This window comes from Microbacterium sp. LMI13-1-1.1 (assembly GCF_040815625.1).
GTDB classification, from domain to species: Bacteria; Actinomycetota; Actinomycetes; order Actinomycetales; family Microbacteriaceae; genus Microbacterium; species Microbacterium forte.
Map to the genome: position 1 here is coordinate 492356 of NZ_JBFPNL010000006.1, position 23357 is coordinate 515712.

Annotated in this window: 22 protein-coding genes and 1 tRNA gene; 14 read left to right on the plus strand and 9 right to left on the minus strand. The window is 68.1% G+C overall.

Features of this window, described 5'->3' with window-relative positions; all coding sequences use genetic code 11:
- Positions 1-14 precede the first annotated feature (14 nt).
- Positions 15-653, minus strand: a complete 639-nt coding sequence (locus MRBLMI13_RS15810) for a Maf family protein (protein WP_367823875.1) — start codon at positions 651-653, stop codon at positions 15-17.
- A 23-nt stretch (positions 654-676) separates the two neighbouring features.
- On the opposite strand from MRBLMI13_RS15810, the gene MRBLMI13_RS15815 reads away from it, so the two are divergent.
- The 5 genes from MRBLMI13_RS15815 to MRBLMI13_RS15835 all read left to right on the plus strand — a co-directional run bounded on the left by MRBLMI13_RS15815 (position 677) and on the right by MRBLMI13_RS15835 (position 6342).
- Complete coding sequence (locus tag MRBLMI13_RS15815) at positions 677-1906, plus strand: class I SAM-dependent RNA methyltransferase (protein WP_311878505.1); 1230 nt, start codon at positions 677-679, stop codon at positions 1904-1906.
- Positions 1907-1947: 41 nt separating this feature from the next.
- Positions 1948-2610: a response regulator transcription factor gene (locus MRBLMI13_RS15820; RefSeq protein ID WP_042536493.1), complete on the plus strand. Its 663-nt coding sequence runs from the start codon at positions 1948-1950 to the stop codon at positions 2608-2610.
- The gene (locus tag MRBLMI13_RS15825; RefSeq protein ID WP_367823278.1) at positions 2600-3832 is read left to right on the plus strand and encodes an ATP-binding protein; all 1233 of its coding nucleotides are present in this window, start codon (positions 2600-2602) and stop codon (positions 3830-3832) included. Before MRBLMI13_RS15820 ends, MRBLMI13_RS15825 begins: the two co-directional genes overlap by 11 nt.
- Entirely contained in the window at positions 3829-4839 is a 1011-nt protein-coding gene (locus MRBLMI13_RS15830; RefSeq protein ID WP_367823276.1) for a hypothetical protein, read from the plus strand. The genes MRBLMI13_RS15825 and MRBLMI13_RS15830 overlap by 4 nt, the downstream gene beginning before the upstream one ends.
- A gap of 303 nt (positions 4840-5142) precedes the next feature.
- Positions 5143-6342 carry an ROK family transcriptional regulator gene (locus tag MRBLMI13_RS15835; RefSeq protein WP_056373363.1) on the plus strand — a complete coding sequence of 400 codons (1200 nt, stop codon included), beginning with the start codon at positions 5143-5145 and terminating at the stop codon, positions 6340-6342.
- Between the two features lie 200 nt (positions 6343-6542).
- On the opposite strand, the gene MRBLMI13_RS15840 is transcribed toward MRBLMI13_RS15835, so the two are convergent.
- The 4 genes from MRBLMI13_RS15840 to MRBLMI13_RS15855 all read right to left on the minus strand — a co-directional run bounded on the left by MRBLMI13_RS15840 (position 6543) and on the right by MRBLMI13_RS15855 (position 10251).
- On the minus strand, positions 6543-6788 hold the full coding sequence (locus MRBLMI13_RS15840; protein ID WP_367823273.1) for an acyl-CoA carboxylase subunit epsilon: 246 nt from the start codon (positions 6786-6788) through the stop codon (positions 6543-6545).
- Entirely contained in the window at positions 6785-8374 is a 1590-nt protein-coding gene (locus tag MRBLMI13_RS15845; protein WP_375137374.1) for an acyl-CoA carboxylase subunit beta, read from the minus strand. The genes MRBLMI13_RS15840 and MRBLMI13_RS15845 overlap by 4 nt, the downstream gene beginning before the upstream one ends.
- A 117-nt stretch (positions 8375-8491) precedes the next feature.
- A complete protein-coding gene (locus MRBLMI13_RS15850) occupies positions 8492-9478 on the minus strand; it encodes a hypothetical protein (protein ID WP_367823271.1) in 987 nt (328 codons plus the stop codon).
- Positions 9479-9558: 80 nt separating this feature from the next.
- Positions 9559-10251 carry an NTP transferase domain-containing protein gene (locus MRBLMI13_RS15855; RefSeq protein ID WP_042536498.1) on the minus strand — a complete coding sequence of 231 codons (693 nt, stop codon included), beginning with the start codon at positions 10249-10251 and terminating at the stop codon, positions 9559-9561.
- A 252-nt stretch (positions 10252-10503) separates the two neighbouring features.
- Here MRBLMI13_RS15855 and MRBLMI13_RS15860 point away from each other — a divergent pair, with 252 nt between their 5' ends.
- The 3 genes from MRBLMI13_RS15860 to MRBLMI13_RS15870 are packed head-to-tail and all read left to right on the plus strand — an operon-like array spanning position 10504 to position 14205.
- Positions 10504-12357, plus strand: coding sequence for an ABC transporter ATP-binding protein (locus MRBLMI13_RS15860; protein ID WP_367823269.1), 1854 nt, complete (start codon positions 10504-10506; stop codon positions 12355-12357).
- Complete coding sequence (locus MRBLMI13_RS15865; protein WP_367823266.1) at positions 12333-13898, plus strand: hypothetical protein; 1566 nt, start codon at positions 12333-12335, stop codon at positions 13896-13898. The genes MRBLMI13_RS15860 and MRBLMI13_RS15865 overlap by 25 nt, the downstream gene beginning before the upstream one ends.
- Before the next feature lie 40 nt (positions 13899-13938).
- Positions 13939-14205, plus strand: coding sequence for a DUF3039 domain-containing protein (locus tag MRBLMI13_RS15870; RefSeq protein WP_042536500.1), 267 nt, complete (start codon positions 13939-13941; stop codon positions 14203-14205).
- A 22-nt stretch (positions 14206-14227) separates the two neighbouring features.
- Here MRBLMI13_RS15870 and MRBLMI13_RS15875 read toward each other — a convergent pair whose 3' ends face one another.
- Positions 14228-15553, minus strand: coding sequence for a nicotinate phosphoribosyltransferase (locus MRBLMI13_RS15875; RefSeq protein WP_367823264.1), 1326 nt, complete (start codon positions 15551-15553; stop codon positions 14228-14230).
- A 74-nt stretch (positions 15554-15627) separates the two neighbouring features.
- Here MRBLMI13_RS15875 and murI point away from each other — a divergent pair, with 74 nt between their 5' ends.
- The 5 genes from murI to MRBLMI13_RS15900 all read left to right on the plus strand — a co-directional run bounded on the left by murI (position 15628) and on the right by MRBLMI13_RS15900 (position 19475).
- Positions 15628-16461, plus strand: coding sequence for a glutamate racemase (gene murI / locus MRBLMI13_RS15880; protein WP_042536502.1), 834 nt, complete (start codon positions 15628-15630; stop codon positions 16459-16461).
- Positions 16462-16508: 47 nt separating this feature from the next.
- On the plus strand, positions 16509-17243 hold the full coding sequence (gene rph, locus MRBLMI13_RS15885; RefSeq protein WP_042536503.1) for a ribonuclease PH: 735 nt from the start codon (positions 16509-16511) through the stop codon (positions 17241-17243).
- On the plus strand, positions 17243-17836 hold the full coding sequence (rdgB, locus tag MRBLMI13_RS15890) for an RdgB/HAM1 family non-canonical purine NTP pyrophosphatase (RefSeq protein ID WP_042536504.1): 594 nt from the start codon (positions 17243-17245) through the stop codon (positions 17834-17836). The genes rph and rdgB overlap by 1 nt, the downstream gene beginning before the upstream one ends.
- Positions 17837-17894: 58 nt before the next feature.
- On the plus strand, positions 17895-18470 hold the full coding sequence (locus MRBLMI13_RS15895) for a dihydrofolate reductase family protein (protein WP_367823261.1): 576 nt from the start codon (positions 17895-17897) through the stop codon (positions 18468-18470).
- Positions 18471-18554: 84 nt separating this feature from the next.
- Complete coding sequence (locus MRBLMI13_RS15900) at positions 18555-19475, plus strand: cation diffusion facilitator family transporter (RefSeq protein WP_079113194.1); 921 nt, start codon at positions 18555-18557, stop codon at positions 19473-19475.
- Between the two features lie 4 nt (positions 19476-19479).
- Here the strand turns inward: MRBLMI13_RS15900 and ligD are convergent, their stop codons facing one another.
- Positions 19480-21468, minus strand: coding sequence for a non-homologous end-joining DNA ligase (gene ligD, locus MRBLMI13_RS15905; protein ID WP_367823258.1), 1989 nt, complete (start codon positions 21466-21468; stop codon positions 19480-19482).
- A gap of 58 nt (positions 21469-21526) precedes the next feature.
- Between ligD and MRBLMI13_RS15910 the strand changes: the two genes are divergently transcribed.
- The gene (locus MRBLMI13_RS15910) at positions 21527-22381 is read left to right on the plus strand and encodes a Ku protein (RefSeq protein ID WP_367823256.1); all 855 of its coding nucleotides are present in this window, start codon (positions 21527-21529) and stop codon (positions 22379-22381) included.
- Positions 22382-22413: 32 nt separating this feature from the next.
- Here MRBLMI13_RS15910 and MRBLMI13_RS15915 read toward each other — a convergent pair whose 3' ends face one another.
- Both MRBLMI13_RS15915 and MRBLMI13_RS15920 read right to left on the minus strand, forming a co-directional pair.
- On the minus strand, positions 22414-23184 hold the full coding sequence (locus MRBLMI13_RS15915) for a DedA family protein (RefSeq protein ID WP_042536508.1): 771 nt from the start codon (positions 23182-23184) through the stop codon (positions 22414-22416).
- A gap of 66 nt (positions 23185-23250) precedes the next feature.
- A tRNA-Leu gene (locus MRBLMI13_RS15920) sits at positions 23251-23332 on the minus strand.
- Positions 23333-23357 lie beyond the last annotated feature (25 nt).

Genomic DNA, 23357 nt, shown 5'->3' on the forward strand with positions numbered 1-23357 from the left:
ACGTCGACGAGACTCTACGACCAGAGGTCGGTCCACGTCACGTCGAGATCCGCAGCGAGGCGGCGCACGGTCGAGAGCGACATCCCGACCACCGTCGACGGGTCTCCGTCGACGCGCGTGATGAAGGCTCCGCCCAGGCTGTCGACCGTGAATGCGCCGGCGACGAGCAGAGGCTCGCCGGAGGCGACGTAGGCCGCGATCTCGGCATCCGTGATGTCCTCGGCGAAGGTCACCGAAGCCTCCGCCGTCGCGGTGGCCTCGACCGGAGCGGAGCCGGGGGAGACCCGGAAGACCGAGTGGCCCGAGTGCAGGATCCCGGTGGCGCCGCGCATCTCCTGCCAGCGCCTCGTCGCCTCCTCCGCCGTGTAGGGCTTGCCGTAGACACGACCGCCGATCTCGAACATCGAGTCCCCGCCGATCACGATGCCGTCGAACGACCCGTCCTCCGCGAGCCGCTGGGCGACATCCGCGGCCTTCGCACGGGCGAGCAGCAGCACGAGCTCGGCCGGCGCGAGCTCGGCGCCGCGTTCGGCAGCGGCAGTGGCGGCGACCGCATCCTCATCCACGCCGGGCGACTGGGTCAGCGGTTCGATGCCGGCCTGTCGCAGCAGCATGAGACGGGCGGGAGAGGTGGAGGCGAGGCAGACGCGCATGTTCACCACCGTATCCTCGAAGGATGACTTCCTCCCCAGCCCTGCTCGATCTGGACATCACCGGCATCGCGCACGGCGGCACGTTCATCGCCCGACACGAAGGTCGCGTCGTCTTCGTCTCCGACGCCATCCCCGGTGAGCGGGTCCGCGCGCGCCTGACTGAGGATTCGACCGGAGAGTCGAAGAGCTTCTGGCGCGCGGAGACGGTCGAGGTCCTCGAGGCTTCGCCGCACCGCCGACCGCACGTCTGGGCGGAGGCCGACGTCTCTCGCGCCCCGGAGGATCGGCCGGGTGGTGCCGACCTCGGGCACATCGACCTCGCGCAGCAGCGCGTGCTGAAGCGTCAGGTGCTGACCGAGGCGCTCGATCGCTTCGCCGGTCCCGGACTCGAGGCCCCCGAGATCGAAGCCGTCGACTCCACCGACGGCACCGGGTGGCGCACGAGGGTCACCCTGCACGTCGACGACGAGGGCCGGGTCGGGCCCTATGCCGCGCGCAGCCACCGCGTGATCCCGGTCAGCTCCCACCCGCTCGCCCGCCCGGCGGTCGCGAAGGCGGCGCTGCGCCTCGCCGGCGGCGACGCAGGAAGCGTCGACCTCGTCGAACCCGGCGACGGCGAGGTGCGGGTCATCCGCCGAGACCGCCTCGACGAGCGCCCGGCGCGGGGCCAGCATCGTCGCCCCGCCCCCGAGGTCGTCTACGAGCAGGTGGGTGACCGTCGGTTCCAGGTCGACGCCGGTGGATTCTGGCAGGTGCACCCCCGTGCCGCCTCGGTGCTCGACGGCGCCGTCTACGGAATCCTCGACGGCCATGTCGACCCCGAGAAGAAGCACTTCGATCTCTACGGGGGAGTCGGGCTCTTCGCCGCGTCGCTCGCGGATCTCGGCGGCACCGACATCGTCACGGTCGAGTCGAGCCGACGAGCGACCCTTCACGCGCAGCAGAACCTCGCGCCCCTCGCAGTGGATGCCGTGACGGCGAGAGTCGACCGCTATCTCGCCGGTGTCCCCGCGGGTACGCGCGCAGGAGCCGTCGTCCTCGATCCGCCGCGTGCGGGCGCCGGCCGCGCCGTGGTCGACGCTCTCGACACGCTCGCCCCCGAAGCCATCGCCTACGTCGCGTGCGACCCCGTCGCGCTCGCCCGTGACCTCGGCACCTTCCGTGCGCATGGGTGGAACGTGGGGACTCTGCGAGGGTTCGATCTGTTCCCGCACTCGCACCACTTCGAGGTCGTCGCGCTGCTCACTCGGTGACCGGTGATCTGCGGACGCTGACTACTCAGTAGGCTGGGCGGATGAGCAGGGTCGCACTCATCGACGATCACGAATCCGTCCGTCTCGGTCTCGAGGCGGCGTGCGCTCGTGACGGAGCGCAGACCGTCGTCTTCTCCGGCAGCACGGTCGTGTCGTATCTCGAGTGGAGGTCGGCGACGTCATCGCAGCCGGCCGACGTGGTGGTGCTCGACCTGACTCTCGGCGACGGCACCACGGTGACGGAGAACGTCCGCTCGCTCGTCGCAGACGGCGCGAGCGTCGTGATCCACAGCGTCGCCGATCGACCGGCGGCCGTGCGCGAGGCGCTCGCCGCCGGTGCGGCGGGCGTCGTGAGCAAGTCCTCGGCGCTCGACGACGTGCTGGACGCCATCCGCACCGTCGCCCAGGGCGAGGCGCTCAACAACGTCGAGTGGGCGAGCGCCGTCGACGGGGATCGCGACTTCGCCGATGCCCAGCTGTCGACCCGAGAGCGAGAGGTCTTGCGGCTCTATGCGGCCGGCCTGCCGCTGAAGGCTGTGGCCGAGCGACTCGGCGTGGCCTACTCGACCGCGAAGGAGAACATCACTCGCATCCGGGTCAAGTACGTGGAGGTCGGCCGACCGGCACCGACGAAGGTCGACCTTCTGCGCCGCGCGATGGAGGATGGGATCGTCGCCGCAGACGGGGCGCCGAGTGGCCGCTGATCCGCTCAGCATCCGCGAGGCCTGGAGCAAGATCCCTTCTCCCGGCAGCGTGGAGACCGAGTTCGAGCGCTTCACCGGCAAGCGCATGGAGCGCATCCTCGCCACTGTCGTCGCGATCGGATCGGGCGTTCTCGGAGCGCAGGCGCTGATCGCGGGCATCACCACCACATCGGGGGCGGATGCTGCGCGCATCACGATCCTGCTCGTGGTCTTCATTCCGCTGATCGTGATGCTCATCGCGTGCGTCATCGGCCGTGGTGTCAGGACGGCGTCGGGGGCGTTCGCGATCGTCTACACGGTCGCGCTCGGTGCGTGGCCGAGTTTCGTCGACCCGGTGGGAGAGGCGGCCGACCAGCCATGGATCTTCTTCCTCGTCAACGTGGGCGTCGTGGCCGCCATGCTCGCATTCCCGCTCTGGCTCCAGTTCGCCTGGGCATTGTGTCTGCCGTTCGTCTACGGCTACGTCCGTCTCGTCGAGGGCGACTTCTCGCGTGACTTCTGGGTGACGACGGCCTTCGACGTGTCGTTCACGCTGATTCTCGGTTTCGTCATCATCGCGCTCGGGTGGATGTTCCGTTCGGTCGCCGCCGGCGTCGACGAGGCTCGCGCGCGGGCGGTCGCGTCGTATGCGGGGGCAGCGGCCGCGGCCGCGGCAGAAGAGGAGCGCGCGGCCATGTCGGCACTCATGCATGACAGCGTTCTCGCGGCACTGATCGCCGCCGAGCGAGCGGAGGGAGAGCGCGCGCAGGACCTCGCCGTGGGTATGGCGCGCGAGGCTCTCACCCGGCTGGCGAACACGGAGGCCGCAGTCGCTCAGGAGGGGAGCGATGAACCTGTGGGTGCGGCACAGATCGTCGTCGAGCTCCGCAGAGCGCTCTCGGAGCTCGGGGCGGATGCGATCGTCGAGGAACGAGGCGGGATCGGCCTGATCCCCGGACGCGCCGCGAGAGCGCTCGTGCTCGCTGCCAGGCAGGCGCTCGGCAACGCCGTCACCCACGCGGGCGGGCGCGGCCTGCACATCCTCGTGGAGGGCCGAGGTGACGAGGGCATCACCGTGACGATCTCGGACACGGGGCCGGGGTTCGATCTTCGGGCGATCGGTGCCGACCGCCTCGGAATCAGAGCATCGATCTTCGCGCGCATGGCCGGAGTGGCCGGCACCGCAGAGATCGACTCGAGCGAGTGCGGCACCACTGTCACTCTCGGCTGGGAGCGTCCATGAACCGCACGGTGCGCAGCGTCGCGACCTCACTCGCTGTCGGCTTCGCGATGTACTTCGCCGCCAGAGGCGTCTGGTGGATCGAGCAGCCCTCCGCACCGCTGCTGATGGTCGCGGCGATCGCCCTCTATCTCGTCGTCGTCAACGTCGCGATCCTCTGGGACTCGGCGATCTCGGTGCGCATGCCTCTCTGGGCGGCGCTGGCGACCCTGGTCTCGAGCATCCTGATCCCGGTGCTCGTGACGCTGTCTCTCGATCCGCTGACACGCACGGCGCCGTTCGCGACCTGGTACATCGGTGCCCTCGGTCTGATGGGCGTCGTGTGCATCGTGCGGCGTCGCTTCGTCATCGGCTGGCTGGTGGTGGCCGTCCTCGTCGCCACCTCGTCGGCGTATCTGGGCTTCTTCGTCGCACTGTCGCTCGGTCTCGTCGGCTCGCTCATGTGGGTCGTGATCGCTCACCTGCTCGTGATCTTCTGGGACAGAGCCGTCCGCGACACCGAGCGTCTCGCGGGAATCCAGCAGGCGGTGTCTGCGTGGCACGCGACCCAGCAGGTGCGCCAGAAGGAACGTCGCCTGCGCACGCAGTTCGCGCTCGCGGTCGCCGGGCCCGTGCTCAGCCGCACGGTCGCCTCTCGCGGCGCGCTGAACGACGAGGAACGTCTGCAGGCGCGCCTGGCCGAGGGACGGCTCCGCGACGAGCTGCGCGGCGCGGATCTGCTCAACGACGCGGTACGTGATGCGATCGAGGACGCGCGTCGCCGGGGTGCCGTGGTCACGGTCTTCGATGAGGGCGGCCTGGCAGATGTCGACGAGAAGAGGCGCGCGGCGATCCGCGACGAGCTCGCGCGAGTGCTGCGCGATGCCGATGCGGAGCGGTGGATCATCCGGGCGGCTCAGGATCCTCTCACCGCCGTGACGATCGTCGGTCGGGCAGGTGCAGGCGGACAGAGCGACGACGATGCCGTCGACGTGTGGCACGAGATACCCCGAGACGCGCCGGAGGGCTGACACACGGCCCTGCCCTCGGCTCTGGCCGGGGGAGGGAGGTCAGAGTCGAGGTCAGACAGAGTGGGCGAGGGGCGGCGAATCCGCCTGCCCCTCGCCAAGCGGACAAGTTACCCGAAAACCGTCCGCTGGTGGCCGGTCTGCGTCTATCTACCCTGGGACAGAGAGACCAGCCGAACGCTGAGCGTCCTAATCAGTTTCGCGGTTAGTCAAGTCGTTGTCTGTAGGTATTTTGGGGGACACGGATGCGGCCCCGGTGCGAGAAGATGGGGCATGGGAATGCGTCGAGGAACAAACCTCCCCCGTATGGGCGACTTCAATCAGTCGGTCATCCTCGAGGCCATCCGCCGGTCGGGTGAAGGACTCAGCCGGATCGAACTCGTCGAGGCGACCGGTCTCTCCGCGCAGACGATCACCAACATCACCCGGCGTCTTCTCGACGAGGGGCTCATCGCCGAAGCAGGGCGGACCATCAACGGGCCGGGCAAACCGCGCGTCACGCTGCGCCTGGTGGCGGAGAGTCGCTTCTCGGTCGGCGTGCATCTCGATCCGGCTGTGATCACGTTCGTGCTGCTGAACATGACCGGCGAGGCGGTCGGTCGGAGGGTCGTGCGCACTCAGGACCGAGATCCGAGCCGTATCGTCGAGACGATGGCGAAGACGATCGAGATCCTGATCGACGAAGCGGGCATCGATCGGGATCTGGTCGCGGGAGTCGGAGTCGCCGCTCCCGGCCCGCTCGACGCCGCGAAGGGTACCGTGATCGACCCTCCGAAGCTCGACGGGTGGCACCGTGTTCCGCTGCGCTCGGTGCTCGCGGAGGCGACGGGTTTCGAGGTCACGCTTGAGAAGGACACCACCGCTGCCGCGGTGGGGGAGCTGTGGACGGGAGATGCGACGTCTGAGGGGTCTTTTCTCTTCGTGTACCTCGGCACGGGGCTGGGAGCAGCCGCCGCGCGCGACGGCGGCGTGGTTGCCGGCAGCACCCACAACTTCGGTGAGATCGGCCACATCATGGTCGACCCGGAGGGGCCGCCGTGCGCGTGCGGCTCGCGCGGCTGCGTAGAGGTGGTGTGCACTCCGCAGGCGATCGTCGAGCAGGCCGAGGCGGCGGGAGTGTTCGACGATGAGCCTCAGGGCGGAGGCGCGAACGAGGTCGACGAGCGGTTCCTGCGCCTGTGCGAGCGGGCCTCGGCAGGGGAGCTGCCGGCGCTCGGCGTGCTGCGTCGTTCTGCCGGTCATCTCGCGGTGCTGATCTCGGTGCTCACGAACGTGCTCGACGTCGATCGCGTCGTCCTCGGGGGCCCGTTCTGGGGGCCGCTCTCCGATGTCTACCTTCGTGAGATCCCCGAGCCGTTGCACCGGAGGAGCGCGACTCGCGCAGTGCGCACACTGACCGTCGACGGTGCCGTCGTCGGAGACGACGTCGGTGCGGTGGGCGCGGCCTGTGTCGTGCTCGACGCCGTTCTCACACCCCGGGCCTCGGATCTCTACCTGGAGGACTGAACGCCGCCTCGCGATTCACATACCGGTATATCGGTTAGACCCCCAGGGCTATAACTCCATTCGATGTACTATCGAAGAGATGCGCCATCTGGGGTTACAAGGTGCCAGGGGCGACGGCCCCGCATCATCGGAGGGTCGTCTGCGTGGCCCGGTAGCTGGGGGGCTCCGGGCCTCGCAGGCACTCCGTGCCCGTGTTGCGGTCAGCCGGTGAAGCGGCCCCACGGGATGTCGCGTCGCAGCGGACGTCGCAGCGGTCGCTGCGTGCGGGCCCATGCCGACACGCGAGGCTCGTCTGCCACGGCCTCGGAAGCCTCCTGGGCGTAGGCGTCGCTCACCACCGCGATGAGAGCGGCGAGCTCCTCCTCGGTGGCGGCGCCCCGAGTGATCTGCATCGTGGGCGGCTGGTGTTCCGCCGGCGTCGCGTCCCGCGTTGCCCCGATGGTCACAGCGGAATGTTCCCATGCTTCTTGGGCGGCAGCTCGGCGCGCTTCCCGCGGAGGGCGCGCAGCGCCTTGGCGATCGAGACCCGGGTGTTCGCGGGCTCGATGATGCCGTCGATCTCGCCGCGCTCCGCGGCGAGGAAGGGCGAGGTCACGCTGTAGGTGTACTCGTTGGCGAGGCGTGTGCGCACGGCGGCGACGTCCTCGCCGGCTTCCTCGGCACGCTTGATCTCGCCGCGGTAGAGGATGTTGACCGCACCCTGACCGCCCATCACGGCGATCTCCGCCGTGGGCCAGGCGAGGTTGACATCCGCACCGAGCTGCTTCGAGCCCATCACGATGTAGGCCCCGCCGTAGGCCTTGCGGAGGATGACCGTGACCAGAGGAACCGTCGCCTCGGCGTACGCGTAGATGAGCTTCGCGCCGCGGCGGATGACGCCGGTCCACTCCTGGTCGGTGCCCGGCAGGTACCCGGGCACGTCGACGAGCGTGACGATCGGGATCGAGAACGCGTCGCAGAATCGCACGAACCGGCTGGCCTTCTCGCCCGCCTCGATGTTCAGGGTTCCGGCCATCTGCGACGGCTGGTTGGCGATGATGCCGACGGAGCGGCCCTCGACGCGTCCGAAGCCGATCACGATGTTCGGTGCGAAGAGCGGCTGGACCTCGATGAAGTCGCCCGCGTCGACGACGTGCTCGATCACGGTGTGGATGTCGTACGGCTGGTTGGCGGAGTCGGGGATGATCGTGTTCAGCGAGCGATCGGCATCCGTCGTCTCCCACTCGAAGCCGCTCTCGTAAGCCGGGATCTCCGCCATGTTGTTGTCGGGGAGGAACCCGAGCAGCGTGCGAGCGTAGTCGATCGCGTCGTCCTCGTCTTCGGCGAGGTAGTGGGCGACACCCGAGCGGGTGTTGTGCGTGAGGGCTCCTCCGAGCTCTTCCATGCCGACGTCCTCGCCGGTCACCGTCTTGATGACGTCGGGGCCGGTGACGAACATCTGGCTGGTCTTGTCGACCATGATCACGAAGTCCGTCAGCGCCGGGCCGTACACGGCGCCGCCGGCTGCGGGGCCCATGATGAGTGAGATCTGCGGGATGACGCCCGACGAACGGGTGTTCAGACGGAAGATCTCACCGTACTTGCTGAGCGCGAGCACGCCCTCCTGGATGCGGGCTCCGCCCGAATCGAGGATGCCGATGATCGGCATGCCGCCGGACAGCGCGAACTCCATGATCTTGATGATCTTGTCGCCCGAGACCTCGCCCAGAGAGCCGCCGAACGTGGTGAAGTCCTGCGAGTACACGGCCACGGTGCGTCCGTGGATCGTGCCGACGCCCGTGACGACCGAGTCGCCGTACGGGCGATTGCGATCCATGCCGAACGAGGTCGTGCGGTGTCGGACGTACTCGTCGAACTCGACGAAGCTCCCTGGATCGACGAGCAGTTCGATGCGCTCGCGGGCGGTCATCTTGCCCTTGGCGTGCTGCTTCTCCTGCGCGACCTTCTCAGCGTCGACAACGGCTTCGTTGTAGCGAGCGCGGAGGTCTGCGATCCTGCCGGCGGTGGTCGAGAGTTCGGGCTTGTCCGTCACGGATTCCACCCTATCGTCGGGTCGGCCTCGTCCGTTGGATGCTCGCCACAACGGGTCGCCGGATCCTTTGGCTGCTGTCGTGCAGTCGGCGCAGGCTGCGGCGGATGCCGAATCGCGTCAGTCCTGGACGACGTCCGACCTGCCGGATCCGAGCTCGCCCGGAAGATCGTGAGTTCCCGACGGGCCGATCTCGTCGGCGCCGCTCTTGCGGCCACGACCGACGGATGCGATCTTCCGTCCTGCCCAGCCCACACCGCGTGCCGCCGATCCGGCCGCACCCGCGACGGCGCCGCCGACGAACTGCGCGCCGTGCAGCATCCGCAGTTCGAGCTTCTCTGCCCCGTCGACCGGCTCGAGCTCGAGGGGCAGGTCCATCGGGGCGGCGCCGAAGGCATGATGCGATGTCGTGAGGACGCGGCGTCCGAGGATGTGGTTGCCCGCGCCACCCACGGCGGCACCGACTCCGAACGGCAGCGCCTTGCCGATGAAGGATGCTCCGCCCTTCGCGGCGAACTGCTTCACGAACCGGGTCTTGAGCTGGTCGACCAGCGGTCCGACAGCGGCCCGAGGAAGCGACTTGGTCACCGTCTCACCCCAGTACGACGATCGCGTGCCGCCGCGACCCGTCGCCTGTCCTGCCAGCTGTCCGACCAGCGCCACGCCCTCTTTGCCGAGCATCAGGGTCATGACCAGTGCCCTGGCCCTGTCGGGGTTGGAGACCGCGATCCCATGGACCTCGGCGACCGACTGCGCGAACAGTGCGGTCGATTCGACGAACCCCACGGTCTCGACCCCTGAGAGGGCGAGGGTGATGCCTGTGCCGATCCCGGGAACGACGGCGGTCGCGCCGACGGCGGCACCGCCGGTCGTGACAGCCGCGAGGTAGCGACGCTCGAGGATGCGGATGATCTGCTCGGGCGACGCGTGCGGGTTCCTCAGGCGGATGCTGCGGATATGCGCGAGCACGAGAGGGCGCTGGATGGCGAGAACGCGATCGAGTCCTCGGACCATCAGCGGGTGCTCCGCGGAGCCCACCGGCGGCACCCCCTTGTCCCACGCGGCGTCGTCGGGGAGGGAGTGGATCTTGTGCACCTTGGGGGCCATGGAACGATCCTAGGAACCCAGACCGCGAAAACGCCGAAAGCCCGGCTCCCCTTGACGGAGCCGGGCTTTCGTGGAAGCGATCAGACGAACAGGTTCGCCCGCTCGAGGTCTTCGGCGAAGTCGACCTCGACCGCGTACAGGTCGGAGACGTCCATCGGCTCGAGAAGGAGTCCGTCCTCCGCGATCGAGAGCTCGAGGCCGCGTTCGAAATAGTCCTGATCCTCGACCCGCTGCAGCTGACGCATGAACGCCTTCTTGTTCGCGGACGAGATGTAGTTGATGCCCACAGCCTCGCCGAGGCCGCCCTTGACGGTCTTGGAGAGCTCGTTGATGAAGCCCTCGGCGGTGACCGTGTACTTCACCTCTTCGTCGCTGACCTTGGAGGTGTTGACGGTGACGAACGACTGGTCGCGCTCGATGTAGGCGGCCGCCCGACCCAGGATCATCGGGTCGAAGACCACGTCGCCGTTCATCCAGAGCACGCCGGACTTGCCCGTGGCGCTGAGGGCGCGCAGCAGGCTCTTCGAGGTGTTGGTCTCGTCGTAGCGCTCGTTGTGCACGTAGTTGACGTTCGGGAATGCTTCGATGATGGTCTCGGCGCGGTATCCGACGACGGCGGTGATGCGGGCGTCCGATCCGAAGGCGGCGCGGATGTTGTCGTGCTGCTGGCCCATGATCGTGCGGCCGTCGCTCAGCTCCGTGAGCGGCTTCGGCAGCGCACGGCCCAGGCGCGAGCCCATGCCTGCTGCGAGGATGACTGTCTGAAGAGTCACGAGTGCTCCTAAAGGAAGTATGTGTTCACGGTCGGTTCACCGACCAGACACTTCGTCGTGCCGAGAGTCATGCTAGCGATCAAGCCTGGGAAGCCCCGGGGGTTGAGGTCGCTGTTGCCAATTCGTGATCCAGTACACACCCAACACTCAGATTCGTCCAGATCGGGGCGACGAGAGGTCGGTCTGACGATCCGAAGGGCGATTTGTTGCGGTGACCCGAAGAAAGTCGGCACCCGTTGATACCGTAGGACGGTGACTGCTTCTTCCTCCGACGACCGCACCGATCAGGTGGCTGACGCCGCGCCCGCCGCCCCGAAGAAGACTCCCGCCCGCAAGGCCCCCGCGAAGAAGACGACCGGCACACGTGCTCCGTCGAAGGCAGCAGCCGACAAGGCCGCGCCGACCGTCGAGGTGGTCGCCGAGCCGGCGCTGAAGATCGACCGGAGCTCCGCAAGCTCCGGTCCGCGATCCGCAGGATCGAAGAAGACGACGACCGCTGCGGCGCGCGCGGCCGCAGCCAAGAACTCGACGCGCGACACGACGGCTCGTGCGGCTGCGGCGAAGTCCGCTTCGGCACGTTCCGCAGCGAGCACGGCGACGGCAGCCAAGACCGCCGCTGCCAAGGCCGCCGCTGCGAAGACCCCCGCTGAGAAGACGGCTGCCTCGAAGACCGCTGCCTCAGGCACGTCGAACACGTCGGCCGCGAAGACCGCCGCCGCGAAGACCGCCGCCGCCAAGGCGGCCTCAGAGAAGAGCGCTGCGGCGAAGTCGGCGGCGCGCACCTCTGCCGCGAGAACAGCAGCGGCGAAGACTGCGGCAGCGAAGGCGGCGGCAGCGAAGGCGGCCGCTGCCAAGGCGGCTGCGACGAAGGAGTCGGCAGCCGAGGCTGAGAACACTGCGGCGATCCAGGCCGTCGCTGTGGACGCAACGGGGGCTGATGTGACCACGGCCGACGCGGATGCCCGCGAGCTCGGCGTCGCTGAGTCAGAAATGACGGGCGAGGCTCTCGAAGAGAATGCCGCTGTCGAGACGCACATCGAGACGCCCTCGCTGCCGCTGACGACCGAGGCGGCGGCATCCTCCGACGCGCTCGCCGTCGAGAGCGAAGACGATGCGACGTCCGCGCCCGTCGAGTCGACTCCGAGCACGCGATCCGCAGAGGAAGCGTCGGCCGACCCTGCCCTCGACACGTCACCGGTCGAAGGCGCCACGGCGGAAGCCGAGCCGGTCATCGAGTCCGCTGAGGAGCCGACCGTCGACGAGAACGCGACATCCGAGTTCGTCGACGCCGTGTCCGATATGGATGAGACGGATGAGGCCGTCAGCGGAATCGAGGCGGCATCCGGCTCCGAAGCCATCCGCATCCGCGGCCTCGTGAAGAGCTTCGGCGACCACACCGCGGTCAACGGCATCGATCTCACTGTGCCCGCAGGGTCGTTCTACGGCATCGTCGGTCCCAACGGCGCGGGCAAGACCACGACGCTCTCGATCGTGGCGGGCCTTCTTCGTGCCGACGCGGGCGACATCGCGATCTGCGGCATCGATCAGTCGGCGAAGCCGCTCGCTGCGAAGCGCATGATGGGCGTGCTGCCCGATCGCCTCCGCACGTTCGACCGGCTCACCGGGCGGCAACTCCTCTACTACTACGGGCTGCTGCGCGGGCTCGCATCGGCGGTGATCGAGAAGCGCGTCGCCGATCTCGCGCGAGCCTTCGACCTCGGAGAGGCGCTGAACCGCGTCGTCTCCGACTACTCGGCCGGCATGACGAAGAAGATCATGCTCGCGGGCGCGATGATCCACTCGCCGCGCGTCCTGGTGCTCGACGAGCCCTTCGAGGCCGTAGACCCGGTGTCCTCCGCGGTGATCCTGGACATCCTGCGCGCCTATGTCTCGCACGGTGGAACGGTGGTCCTCTCGAGCCACGGCATGGACCTCGTCGAGCGCGTCTGCTCGCGCGTGGCGATCATCGTCGGGGGAGAGGTGCTCGCCGAAGGCACGATCGATGAGGTCCGCGCAGGGCAGACGCTCGAAGCGCGGTTCGTCGAACTCTCCGGTGGCATCGGAGAGGTGGAGGGGCTCGAGTGGCTGCACACGTTCTCCGACTGAGGGCGGCGCTCCTGATCGGATCGCTTCGCGGCGAACGTCGGGTGCGCACCCTGGTCATGCTCGCTGTCGTGGTGGTTCTGACGGCTGTGGTCTGCGCGGCGGTCCTCAGCCTCGACGACGCCCCTGTCGCTGTCGCGCGCACGGTCATCGTGCTCGGCAGCGCCGCTCTGCTCCTCGGGTTCCTGGTCGGGCCGATCCTCGTGGGTGCCGTCGACCAGCTCGATCCCCGGCGTTTCGCGGTGTTCGGGGTCGACGAGCGGCAGATGCCCTGGATCCTCACCCTCGCCTCGTTCGTCAGCGTCCCGAGCCTCGCCCTGATCGCAGTGAACATCAGCATGTGCATCGTGGCGATCAGGCTCGGCGCACCCTGGTTCGTCGCGGTGCTGATGAGCGTCGTCAGCCTGTTGTCGACGATCCTCTCGGCGCGCATCGGCATGGCGGTCAACGCGCTGCTGCTGCCGGAGCGTCGGTCGCGCGAGCTCACCGCGCTCTTCGCACTGGCCGTGATCGTGATCGCGTTCCCCGTCGCCGTGTTCCTCGCCTCGCTCAAGTGGGACGGGCAGGTTCCTGCGGCGGTCGCGTCGCTGACGGCGACGATCGGATTCACCCCGTTGGCGGCGTCGTCGCGGTTCCTCTTCTCCTTCGCGACAAACGATGTCGCCGGAAACTGGATCAGCGGCATCGTGGCCCTCGTCACCATCCTGGTGCTCTGCGTGGCGTGGTCGTGGCTGGTGCGCAGACTGCTCACCACCACAGAGCGGCCCGTGACCCTGCGGGAGCGCTCGGGCCTCGGCTGGTTCGGCCTGCTCCCGTCGAACGCCTTCGGTGCGATCGCCTCGCGCAGCCTGGTCTACTGGCTGCGCGACCGCAGGTACATCATGAACCTCATCGTCGTCCCCGTCGCGGGCGTGCTCACCGTGCTGCCTCTCCTCGTCGCCGGAGTGCCGCTCGAGATCGCTGCGCTCGTTCCGGTCCCGGTGATGGCCCTGTTCTTCGGGTGGCTCCCGCACAACGACGTCGCCTACGATTCCACGGCGTTGTGGACGCACGTGGCCAGCGGCGTCCGCGGCATCCCCGATCGTCTCGGACGACTCGTCCCGGTCATGCTCGTGGCCGTTCCCGTGCTCGCCATCGCCGTTCCCCTCACGCTGCTGTGGATCGACGACTGGCGTCTGCTCCTTCCGCTCACCGGCCTCGGGGCCAGCCTCCTGCTGTCGGCACTCGGATTCTCGAGCATCGTCTCGGTGATCGCTCCCTACGCCGTGTCGCGTCCGGGCGACAGCCCGTTCCAGCAGCCGCAGCGGCCGACGTCGCGCGGTGCATACGGCCCCGCCGCGGCGTTCCTCGGCGCGATCGTCGTGAGTGTGCCGACCATCTGGCTGCTCGTGCTCACGATGCTCGAGGGGTCGCAGTTCGCTCCCGCGACGTTCTGGGCGGGACTCGCGACCGGCATCGCGGTCTTCGCGATCGGCGTCGGTGTGGGCGGGCGCATCTTCGAGCATGAGGGCGAGCGGCTGATGGAGTTCGTCGAGACCGCGTGACAGCCGCCCCACGGGGCGCGTGCGCGGCTAGACTCTCGGCATGAGTACTCCGCTGGACAGCCCCGATCAGGGCGGCGTGGCAACGCTTGATCGCGAACTGGAAGAACTCCTCCGCGAGGAGAACCTCGAGCCGGGCGATCACGAGCGCTTCTCGCACTACGTCAAGAAGGACAAGATCCTCGAATCGGCGATCACCGGCAAGCCGGTGCGCGCACTGTGCGGCAAGAAGTGGACGCCGGGTCGCGACCCCGAGAAGTTCCCGATCTGCCCCACGTGCAAGGAGATCTACGAGACGATGGTCGGCTGAGTCTGCGCCGACTCGCCGGCAGTCAGCTCGCGTCGACGAAGACGGTGGAGATCGCCGGGTCGGACTTGCTGAGCGCGAGCGCCCGCACAGGAAGTTCCTCCCGCACTCGAAGGTGATGTGCCCGCGCGGAAGCGGTGCCTTCGGCACCTTCGAACGCCGTGTCGATCTCTCCGCCCTCGACGAAGGTCGTCTGCAGCGCCCGCCCGTCCGCGTGCTCCGCCGGCGTGTCGAGCTCTTCGAAGCCGTCTGAGACGACGACCGTCTCAGCCTCGGCGACGCCGTCGACGAGTGTGCGGAATGCGGCCTTGCGCCCGCCGTGGGATGCCTTGTCGGTCGAGGCCTTGGCCACTCCGATCCACGCTCCGCTCGGATCCTGGCGAGCCACGAGCTTGTAGACCATGCTCGCCGTGGGGTATCCGGAGCCCGTGACCACTGAGGTGCCCACACCGTACGCGTCGACCGGTGACGCCGCCAGCGCGGCGATCGCATACTCGTCGAGATCGCTCGTGACCGTGATGCGTGTGCTCGTCGCACCGAGCTCGTCGAGCTGCGCCCGTACCTCTGCGGCGACGATCGGCAGGTCGCCCGAGTCGATCCGCACACCGCCGAGGCCGGTGCCGGCCACGCGGATGGCCGTCTCGACGCCCGTGCGGATGTCGTAGGTGTCGACGAGCAGGGTCGTATCGGTGCCGAGGCTGTCGATCTGCGAGCGGAAGGCCTCTTCCTCGGTCTCGTGCAGCAGGGTCCACGAGTGCGCGGCGGTGCCCATCGTCGGGATTCCCCAGCGACGTCCGGCCTCGAGGTTGCTCGTCGCGCGGAAGCCGGCGATGTATGCGGCGCGGGCCGCCGCGACCGCCGACTGCTCTGCCGCGCGGCGTGATCCCATCTCGGCGAGCGGTCGCTCGCCGGCGGCGATGCTCATGCGTGATGCTGCAGTGGCGACGGCCGAATCGTGGTTGAGGACGCTGAGAGCCAGCGTCTCGAGCACGACGGCGTCGGCGAAGCTGCCTTCGACCGTCAGGATCGGAGAACCCGGGAAGTACAGCTCGCCCTCGCGGTAGCCCCGGATCGAGCCGGTGAAGCGGTAGTTCTCGAGATAGGTGAGCGACTCGGCATCCACGACGTCGTTGTCGCGCAGGAAGCGCAGCTCGTCGTCTCCGAAGCGGAACTCGCGCAGCAGCGTGAGCAGGCGGCCGGTGCCGGCCACGACGCCGAAGCGGCGGCCTCCGGACAATCGCCGGGAGAACAGTTCGAACACACTGGGTCGTGATGCCGTGCCGTCGCGAAGCGCGGCGGCGAGCATGGTGAGTTCGTAACGATCGGTCAGAAGCGCCGTGGACGTCGTCATCCGCTCAGCTTAGTGACGACACCCGCACGGGTTGCTGAGCATGACGCGCTCGCGCGCAGGTAGGCTGGGTAGTCATGAACGACGCCCCGATCGGAATCTTCGACTCCGGTGTCGGCGGACTCACGGTGGCACGTGCCATCCGAGCCCAGCTGCCCCGGGAATCGTTCGTCTACATCGGCGACACGGCACACTCCCCGTACGGTCCGAAGCCCATCGCGGACGTGCGGCGGTACGGCCTCGAAGTCCTCGACACACTGGTCGAGCAGGGCGTCAAGATGCTCGTGATCGCGTGCAACACCGCGTCCTCAGCCATGCTCCGCGATGCCAGGGAGCGGTATGACATCCCTGTCGTCGAGGTGATCGGTCCGGCGGTGCGCCGAGCCGTCTCGACGACGCGCAACGGCCGCGTCGGTGTCATCGGCACTGTCGGCACGATCGGGTCGCGTGCCTACCAGGACATGCTCGAGGTGAACGAGCGCCTCGAGGTGTTCACCGCCGCGTGCCCTCGTTTCGTGGAGTTCGTCGAAGGGGGCATCACCGGAACGCCGGAGGTGCTCGCGACCGCCGAGGAGTACCTCGCACCGCTTCGGGATGCCGACGTCGACACGCTGGTGCTCGGGTGCACGCACTACCCGTTCCTCCGCGGTGCGATCAGCTACGTGATGGGGGAGGGGGTCACGCTCGTGTCCAGTGACGACGAGACCGCCGGTGATGTGTACCGTCAGCTCGTGCGGGGCGACCTTCTCGCCTCTCCCGACGCCACGGCGTCGTACGTCTACGAGGCGACCGGCGACTCGACGACCGAGTTCACCGCCCTCGCCAACCGTCTGATGGGCCGGGAGGTGCGCGACGTCCAGCTCGTGCAGACCGGCGTCATCACCCTCCCCGCGACGGCCTCCGGGTCGTAGCTCTCCCCGCAGCACCCGCTTCATCCACCTCCACCCGAAGGAAACCCATGACCAGCATCGTCCGCGCCGACGGCCGTTCCACCGACCAGCTCCGCGAGATCACGATCGAGCGCGGATGGAGCAGCCACGCCGAGGGATCGGCCCTGATCAGCTTCGGCGGAACCAAGGTGCTGTGCACGGCGTCGTTCACGAACGGCGTCCCTCGCTGGCTCACCGGCAAGGGCAAGGGGTGGGTCACGGCCGAGTACTCGATGCTTCCTCGCGCGACGAACAGCCGCAACGACCGTGAGAGCGTCAAGGGTCGCATCGGCGGACGCACGCACGAGATCTCCCGACTGATCGGTCGCGCGCTTCGCGCCGTTGTCGACACCAAGGCTCTCGGCGAGAACACGATCGTCATCGACTGCGACGTGCTGCAGGCTGACGGAGGGACGCGCACGGCCGCGATCACCGGAGCGTACGTCGCGCTGGCAGACGCGATCGAGTGGGGCCGGGAGAAGAAGTTCATCGGCAAGAACGCGACGCCGCTGCTCGATTCGGTGGCGGCGATCTCGGTCGGCATCATCGACGGCGAGCCCATGCTCGATCTCGCATACGTCGAGGACGTCCGCGCCGAGACCGACATGAACATCGTCGTCACCGGTCGTGGGCTCTTCGTCGAGGTGCAGGGCACGGCAGAGGGCGCACCGTTCGACAAGCGCGAGCTCGACGCCCTGCTCGATCTGGGCGTCGCGGGCTGCGCCGACCTGAAGGACCACCAGCTGAAGGCTCTCGCGGGCTGATGAGGGTCGTCCTGGCCACTCACAATCCGCACAAGGTCGCGGAGTTCCAGCAGATCGTCGCGTCTGCGCGCCCTGATCTCGAGATCATCGCGTATGACGGCCCGGAGCCGGTCGAGGACGGCGTCACGTTCGCCGAGAACGCGCTCATCAAGGCACGAGCCGCTGCGAGGCACACGGGTCTCGCGGCCCTCGCGGACGACTCGGGCATCTGCGTCGATGTGCTCGGTGGGTCGCCCGGGGTGTTCTCGGCCTATTGGGCGGGGCAGAAGAAGGACGCCGCGGCCAACCTCGAACTGCTGCTCGACCAGCTGCATGACATCGCCGACCCGCATCGCGTCGCTCACTTCAACTCGACGATCGCACTCGTCACGCCGGATGGGCGCGAGCACGTGGTCGTGGGCAACTGGCCGGGTCGTCTCGCGACCGAGGCATCGGGCGGGGGCGGCTTCGGATACGACCCGATCTTCATCCCCGACGGCCAGGCCGCGGGGGCTGAGCGCACGGTCGGGGATCTCAGCGCGGAGGAGAAGCAGGCGCAGTCGCACCGCGCCCGCGCTTTCGTCGAGCTGCTGCCTCTGCTCGCTGATCTCTGAGCCGAACCGTAACCACTACGCTTGACGTACTTCACGCGTAGTGGTTATGGTGGTCGGCATGAGAGATCTCACCTACTACATCGGAGTGACCCTCGACGGGTTCATCGCAGGCCCCGACGATGAGGTCGATTTCTACCCGGTGACCCCTGCCTTCGCCGAAGTCCTGGGCACGGAGTTCGCCGACATCCAACCGGCCCACGTCCGCGCCGCGGGCGGAGACGAAGACGAACCGCTGACCCGGTTCGACACGGTCGTCATGGGACGACGCACCTACGAGCCCGCTCTGGAGGTCGGCATCACCGATCCCTATGCGCACCTGCGCACGGTCGTGTTCAGCCGCTCGCTCGACGATCCGGGCGAAGCCAACGTCGAGGTCGTGGGCACCGACCCCGTCGCGCGGGTTCGGCAGCTCAAGGCGGAGGACGGGCTCGGCATCTATCTCGCGGGCGGAGCGTCGCTCGCGGGGGTTCTCCTCGACGAGATCGATCGGCTGATCGTCAAGAAGTACCCGGTGATCGCCGGCACCGGCATCCCGATGGCGCGCCACCCGTTCTCCCCAACGCGGTTCGCACTCGATCAGGTGCGCTCGTTCGACAACGGCTGCGTCGTGCTCGAGTACTCCCGGTCCCGCTGAGGCGCGCGGCTACTGAGAATCATCACCATTCCCGACTGGGTGGATCCCCGCCGACGCGCGTGAGAGCCGGTCTAGCCTGGAGACATGCACGATCATGCGCCCGCCGCCGGCGGCATCCGCTCGGCCAGCCATCGCCGCCTGCTGGCGATCTCGCTGACCCTGACCGCGACCATCATGGTCGTGCAGGTCGTGGGTGCGATCTTCACCGGTTCGCTCGCGCTGCTGGCCGACGCCGCCCACATGTTCACGGATGCGTCGGCTCTCGTGATCGCGCTCATCGCCGCCGCCGTCGCCGCGCGTCCGGCGGATGACCGACGCACTTTCGGATATCAGCGAGCCGAGGTGTTCGGAGCGCTGATCAACGCGATCATCCTGATCCTGCTTGCAGGCTGGGTCGCATTCGAAGCGGTGGGACGGCTGCTGAACCCGGGCGAGACCGAGGTCGTGGGCGGGCTGATGCTGGTCGTCGCGGTCGTGGGCCTCGTCGCGAACGCGATCTCGATGTGGCTGCTCAGCCGAGCACAGCGCACCAGCATCAACGTCCGCGGAGCCTACCTCGAGGTGATGGGCGACCTGATCGGGTCGGCGATGGTGATCATCGCCGCGATCGTGATCGTGACCACCGGATGGATGCCCGCGGATGCGATCGCCTCACTGATGATCGCGGTGCTGATCATCCCCCGCGCGATCTCGCTTCTTCGCGAGGTGTTCTCGGTGCTCTCCGAATCGGCGCCGAAGGGCACCGCGGTCAGCGAGATCCGCCAGCATCTGCTCGACTACGACGGCGTGATCGGAGTGCACGACGTGCATGTCTGGCAGCTCACGCGCGGGGCGCCCGTGTTCAGCGCACATGTCAGCGTGGACCCTGCTCTGCTGGCCGACGGACGCTCGACGAAGCTGCTCAATGATCTGCAGTCGTGCCTGGCGCACCACTTCGATGTCGCGCATTCGACGTTCCAGATCGAGCCGGCCGAGCAGTCGGATTGCGAGCCGCATCACGCCTGAGGCGTCAGGCCTCGACGACGACCTCTGCGGGTGTCTTGTCGGGGCGTAGCCCTCGCCAACGCGAATGCCGGAGCACTCCGTCGGGCGTCCAGTTCGCGAACTCGACTTCGCCCACGAGCTCCGGCTCGACCCACAGAGCGTCCGAGGCATCGAGAGCCGGGACGCCGTCGAGCGGCGCCGATTCGACGCGCAGTGTCGCGAGGCGAGCGAGCAGGTCGCGCAGCATCCGGTCGGTGAAGCCCGTGCCCACGCGACCGACGTACCTCAGCCGACCTTCGTCGGGTACCGCGAGCAGCAGTGAGCCGAACGTCCCCTCGCGGTCGCCCTTGCCCGGACGGATGCCGACGATCACGACCTCCTGCATCCGCGTGTGCTTGAGCTTGAGCCACGAGGGCGAGCGCTGACCAGGACGATAGCGCGACGCCGGATCCTTGACGACGACACCTTCGAGGCCGAACTCGTCGCTCGCAGCGAGAGCCGCATCGAGGTCGTCGAACACGGGCGGCACCTGCACGGGCGCGTCGAGGTCGGAGATGACGTCCTCGAGCAGGGTGCGTCGCTGCGAGAGCGGCATCGAGCTGAGGTCGTGGCCGTCGAGGTGCAGCAGATCGAAGACCATGTAGACGATCGGGGTGCGCACGACCTCGCGCTCGATCTCGCGCGGCCGAGTCAGGTGCATGCGGTTCTGCAGCATCGAGAAGCTCGGCCTGCCGTGCGCGTCGAACGCCACGATCTCGCCGTCGATGATCGCGTCGGCCACCGGCAGGAAGGGCGCGCCGTCGGCGGTGAGCTCGGGGTACCGGGCTGTGATGTCTGTGCCGCTGCGGGCGTGCAGCAGCATCCGTCCGTCGGCCCAGGTGCCGATCGCGCGGATGCCGTCCCATTTGACCTCGACCCACGAGGGCGAGCTGAGGCCGCGCGCGATGGCCGGGGTGCCGTTCTCGGCAAGCATGGGGGAGACGGATGCGGGGGACCCTGGTGCGGACGCGCTCGCTGCCCCGGTGATGCGCGGTCGGTGGCGTGGGGAAGCCGGTCGTGTGGCTGTCGTATCTGCGGGCGTCTGCTCTGACTTCGCCTCGACCCGGCGCGGTCGCTCGGGGGGATGCTCGGTGCGAAGAGGTGCGAGTGGATCCAGCCCCGATTCCGCCCGCTCGAGCACGCTCGCGAAGTCGAGCTGCGCCAGATCGGGATCGTCGAGCTCCTCCCAGGTGCGCGGGGCGGCCACCCACGGCTGCGCTCGTCCTCGCAGGGAGTATGGCGAGATCGTGGTCTTCTTGCCGTTGTTCTGGCTCCAGTCGAGGAAGACTTTGCCCCCGCGTGCGGCCTTGGCCATGGTGCTCGTGGCGAGATCCGGATGCTCGGTCTCGATGAGCCGGGCGATCTCCTTGACGACCGACGAGATCTCGTCGCTGGTCTGCTGACCCGGCAGCGCCGCGTACAGGTGGATGCCCTTGCTGCCGCTCGTGACGGGCACCGGCACGAGACCGATATCGGTCAGCAGGGCGCGGGCGATGCGGGCGACCTCGGCGCACTGCGCGAGCCCGACGCCGGGGCCAGGGTCGAGGTCGAGCACGAGACGATCGGGTGTGCCGGGCAGGCCATCCGAGCCGAAGCGCCATTGGGGAACATGGAGCTCGATCGCCGCGACCTGAGCGAGCCAGACCAGGGTCGGCACGTCCTCGACGAGGGGATAGGCCTTGGGTCCGTCGGAGTGCTGGATCTCCTGTCGGGGTATCCAGCTCGGAGCGCCCGGTTCGAGCTGCTTCGTGAAGAACGCGTCGGCGGGAGCACCCGCTGTTCCGACTCCCTCGACCCAGCGCTTGCGGGTGACCGGGCGTCCGTCGAGCAGCGGCAGGATGTGGGGCGCGATCGCCGTGTAGTAGGCGATGATCTCGCCCTTCGTGGTGCCGGTCTCGGGGTAGACGACCTTGTCGAGGTTCGTGATGCGCAGCCGACGCCCGTCGATCTGCACGTTCTGCGCCTCCGGAGCCATAGCGCCAGCGTAGTCAAGGTACTGGCCCCCAAAGGGGCGGCTGGTGTTCACTGGGGGCATGAGAACGATCTGGAAGGGCGCGCTGACCTTCGGCCTCGTGAACGTGCCGGTCAAGGTGTATTCCGCGACTGAAGACCACGACGTGCCGCTGCATCAGGTGCACGAGAAGGACGGCGGACGCATCCGGTATCAGCGCACGTGCGAGGTGTGCGGCGAGACCGTGGCCTACGCCGACATCGATCGCGCCTACGTCGACGAGGGGCAGACGGTGGTTCTCACCAAGGAGGATCTCGCGGCGCTCCCGGCCGAGAAGAGCCGAGAGATCGATGTCGTCGAGTTCGTGCCCTCCGACCAGGTCGACCTGCTCACCCTCGACAAGCCGTATTACCTCGAGCCCGACTCGAAGTCGCCCAAGGCATACGTGCTGCTGCGCAGGACGCTCGAGCAGACCGACCGCACCGCGATCGTGCGGTTCACGCTCCGTCAGAAGACCCGCCTCGCTGCGCTCCGCGTGCGGGGCAAGGTGCTGGTGCTGCAGACGCTGCTGTGGGCCGATGAGGTGCGCGAGGCGGCGTTCCCGGCTCTGGATGAGGATGTGCGGATCTCGAAGAAGGAACTCGAGCTCTCGGCTTCACTCGTCGACAGCTACTCGGCCGATTTCGACCCCGAGTCTTTCGTCGACGAGTACCAGAAGGAGCTGCGCACTCTGATCGACGCGAAGATCGAGGCGGGCGACACGTTCGACGTCTCGGAGACCTTCGGCGAGGCCGAGGACGACTCGAAGAGCGGCGAGGTCATCGACCTGATGGAGGCGCTGCGTGCCAGCGTCGCTCGCACGAAGGCCGCGCGCTCGGAGTCGTCAGATAAGAAGGAGAGCACCAAGAAGAGCCCGAGCAAGAAGAAGGCGGGCTGAGTCCTCAGCCCCCCTCTCTCAGTCGTTCGAGATCAGTGCTTGCCGTCGCCGTCGAAGTCGGGAGCGCGGTCGAAGACCTCGGGGTCGAGCGCGAGCTCTTCGGCCTCGGCGGCGTCGGTCTCACCCTCGCCGGCCGCAGCCTCCTTCTTGGCCTTGTGGCGCTCCGAGAAGTAGTGCCAGACGGTGATCAGTGCGGTGCCACCGACGGCGGCGAGCAGGATCAGGTCGATGTAGCTCTCGACGAAGTGCGCGACCGGCGGGATGAACCCGATGGCGTAGCCGAACATCGTCAGACCGAAGCCCCAGAGGATGGCGCCGATCAGGTTGTACAGCGTGTAGCGGCGCCACGGCATGTGGCCCACACCGGCGGCGACCGGGGCGAAGGTGCGCACGATCGGCACGAAACGGGCGAGGATGACCGTGATGCCGCCGAAGCGCTCGAAGAAGGCGTTCGTCCGCTCGACGTTCTTCTTGCTGAAGAGCCCTGATTCCTTGCGTTCGAAGACTGCCGGCCCGCCCTTGTGGCCGATCAGGTAGCCGACCTCGCCGCCGACGAACGCCGACAGGCCGATGAGCAGCGCGACGATCCACACGTTGATGCCGAAGACTCCGTGCTCCGAACCCGCGAGCGGGTGCGACAGCAGGCCCGAGATCACGAGCAGCGTGTCGCCCGGAAGCAGGAACCCGACCAGCAGGCCCGTCTCGGCGAAGACGATGAAGCACACCACGAGAAGCGCCCACGGCCCGGCCGATCCGATGATGGTGGCGGGGTCGAGCCAGGGGATGAGAGCGGCGTGATGCATGGATTTCCCGTCGTAGTGATGTGTGCGGCGGTACAGACACCTGTCGCGGGGAACACGACAGATCGGTGCGGAAGGTGGGACTTGAACCCACACGCCCTAGGGCACAGGAACCTAAATCCTGCGTGTCTGCCAATTCCACCACTCCCGCGCGGTGAGATAAGTCTACTGATCGG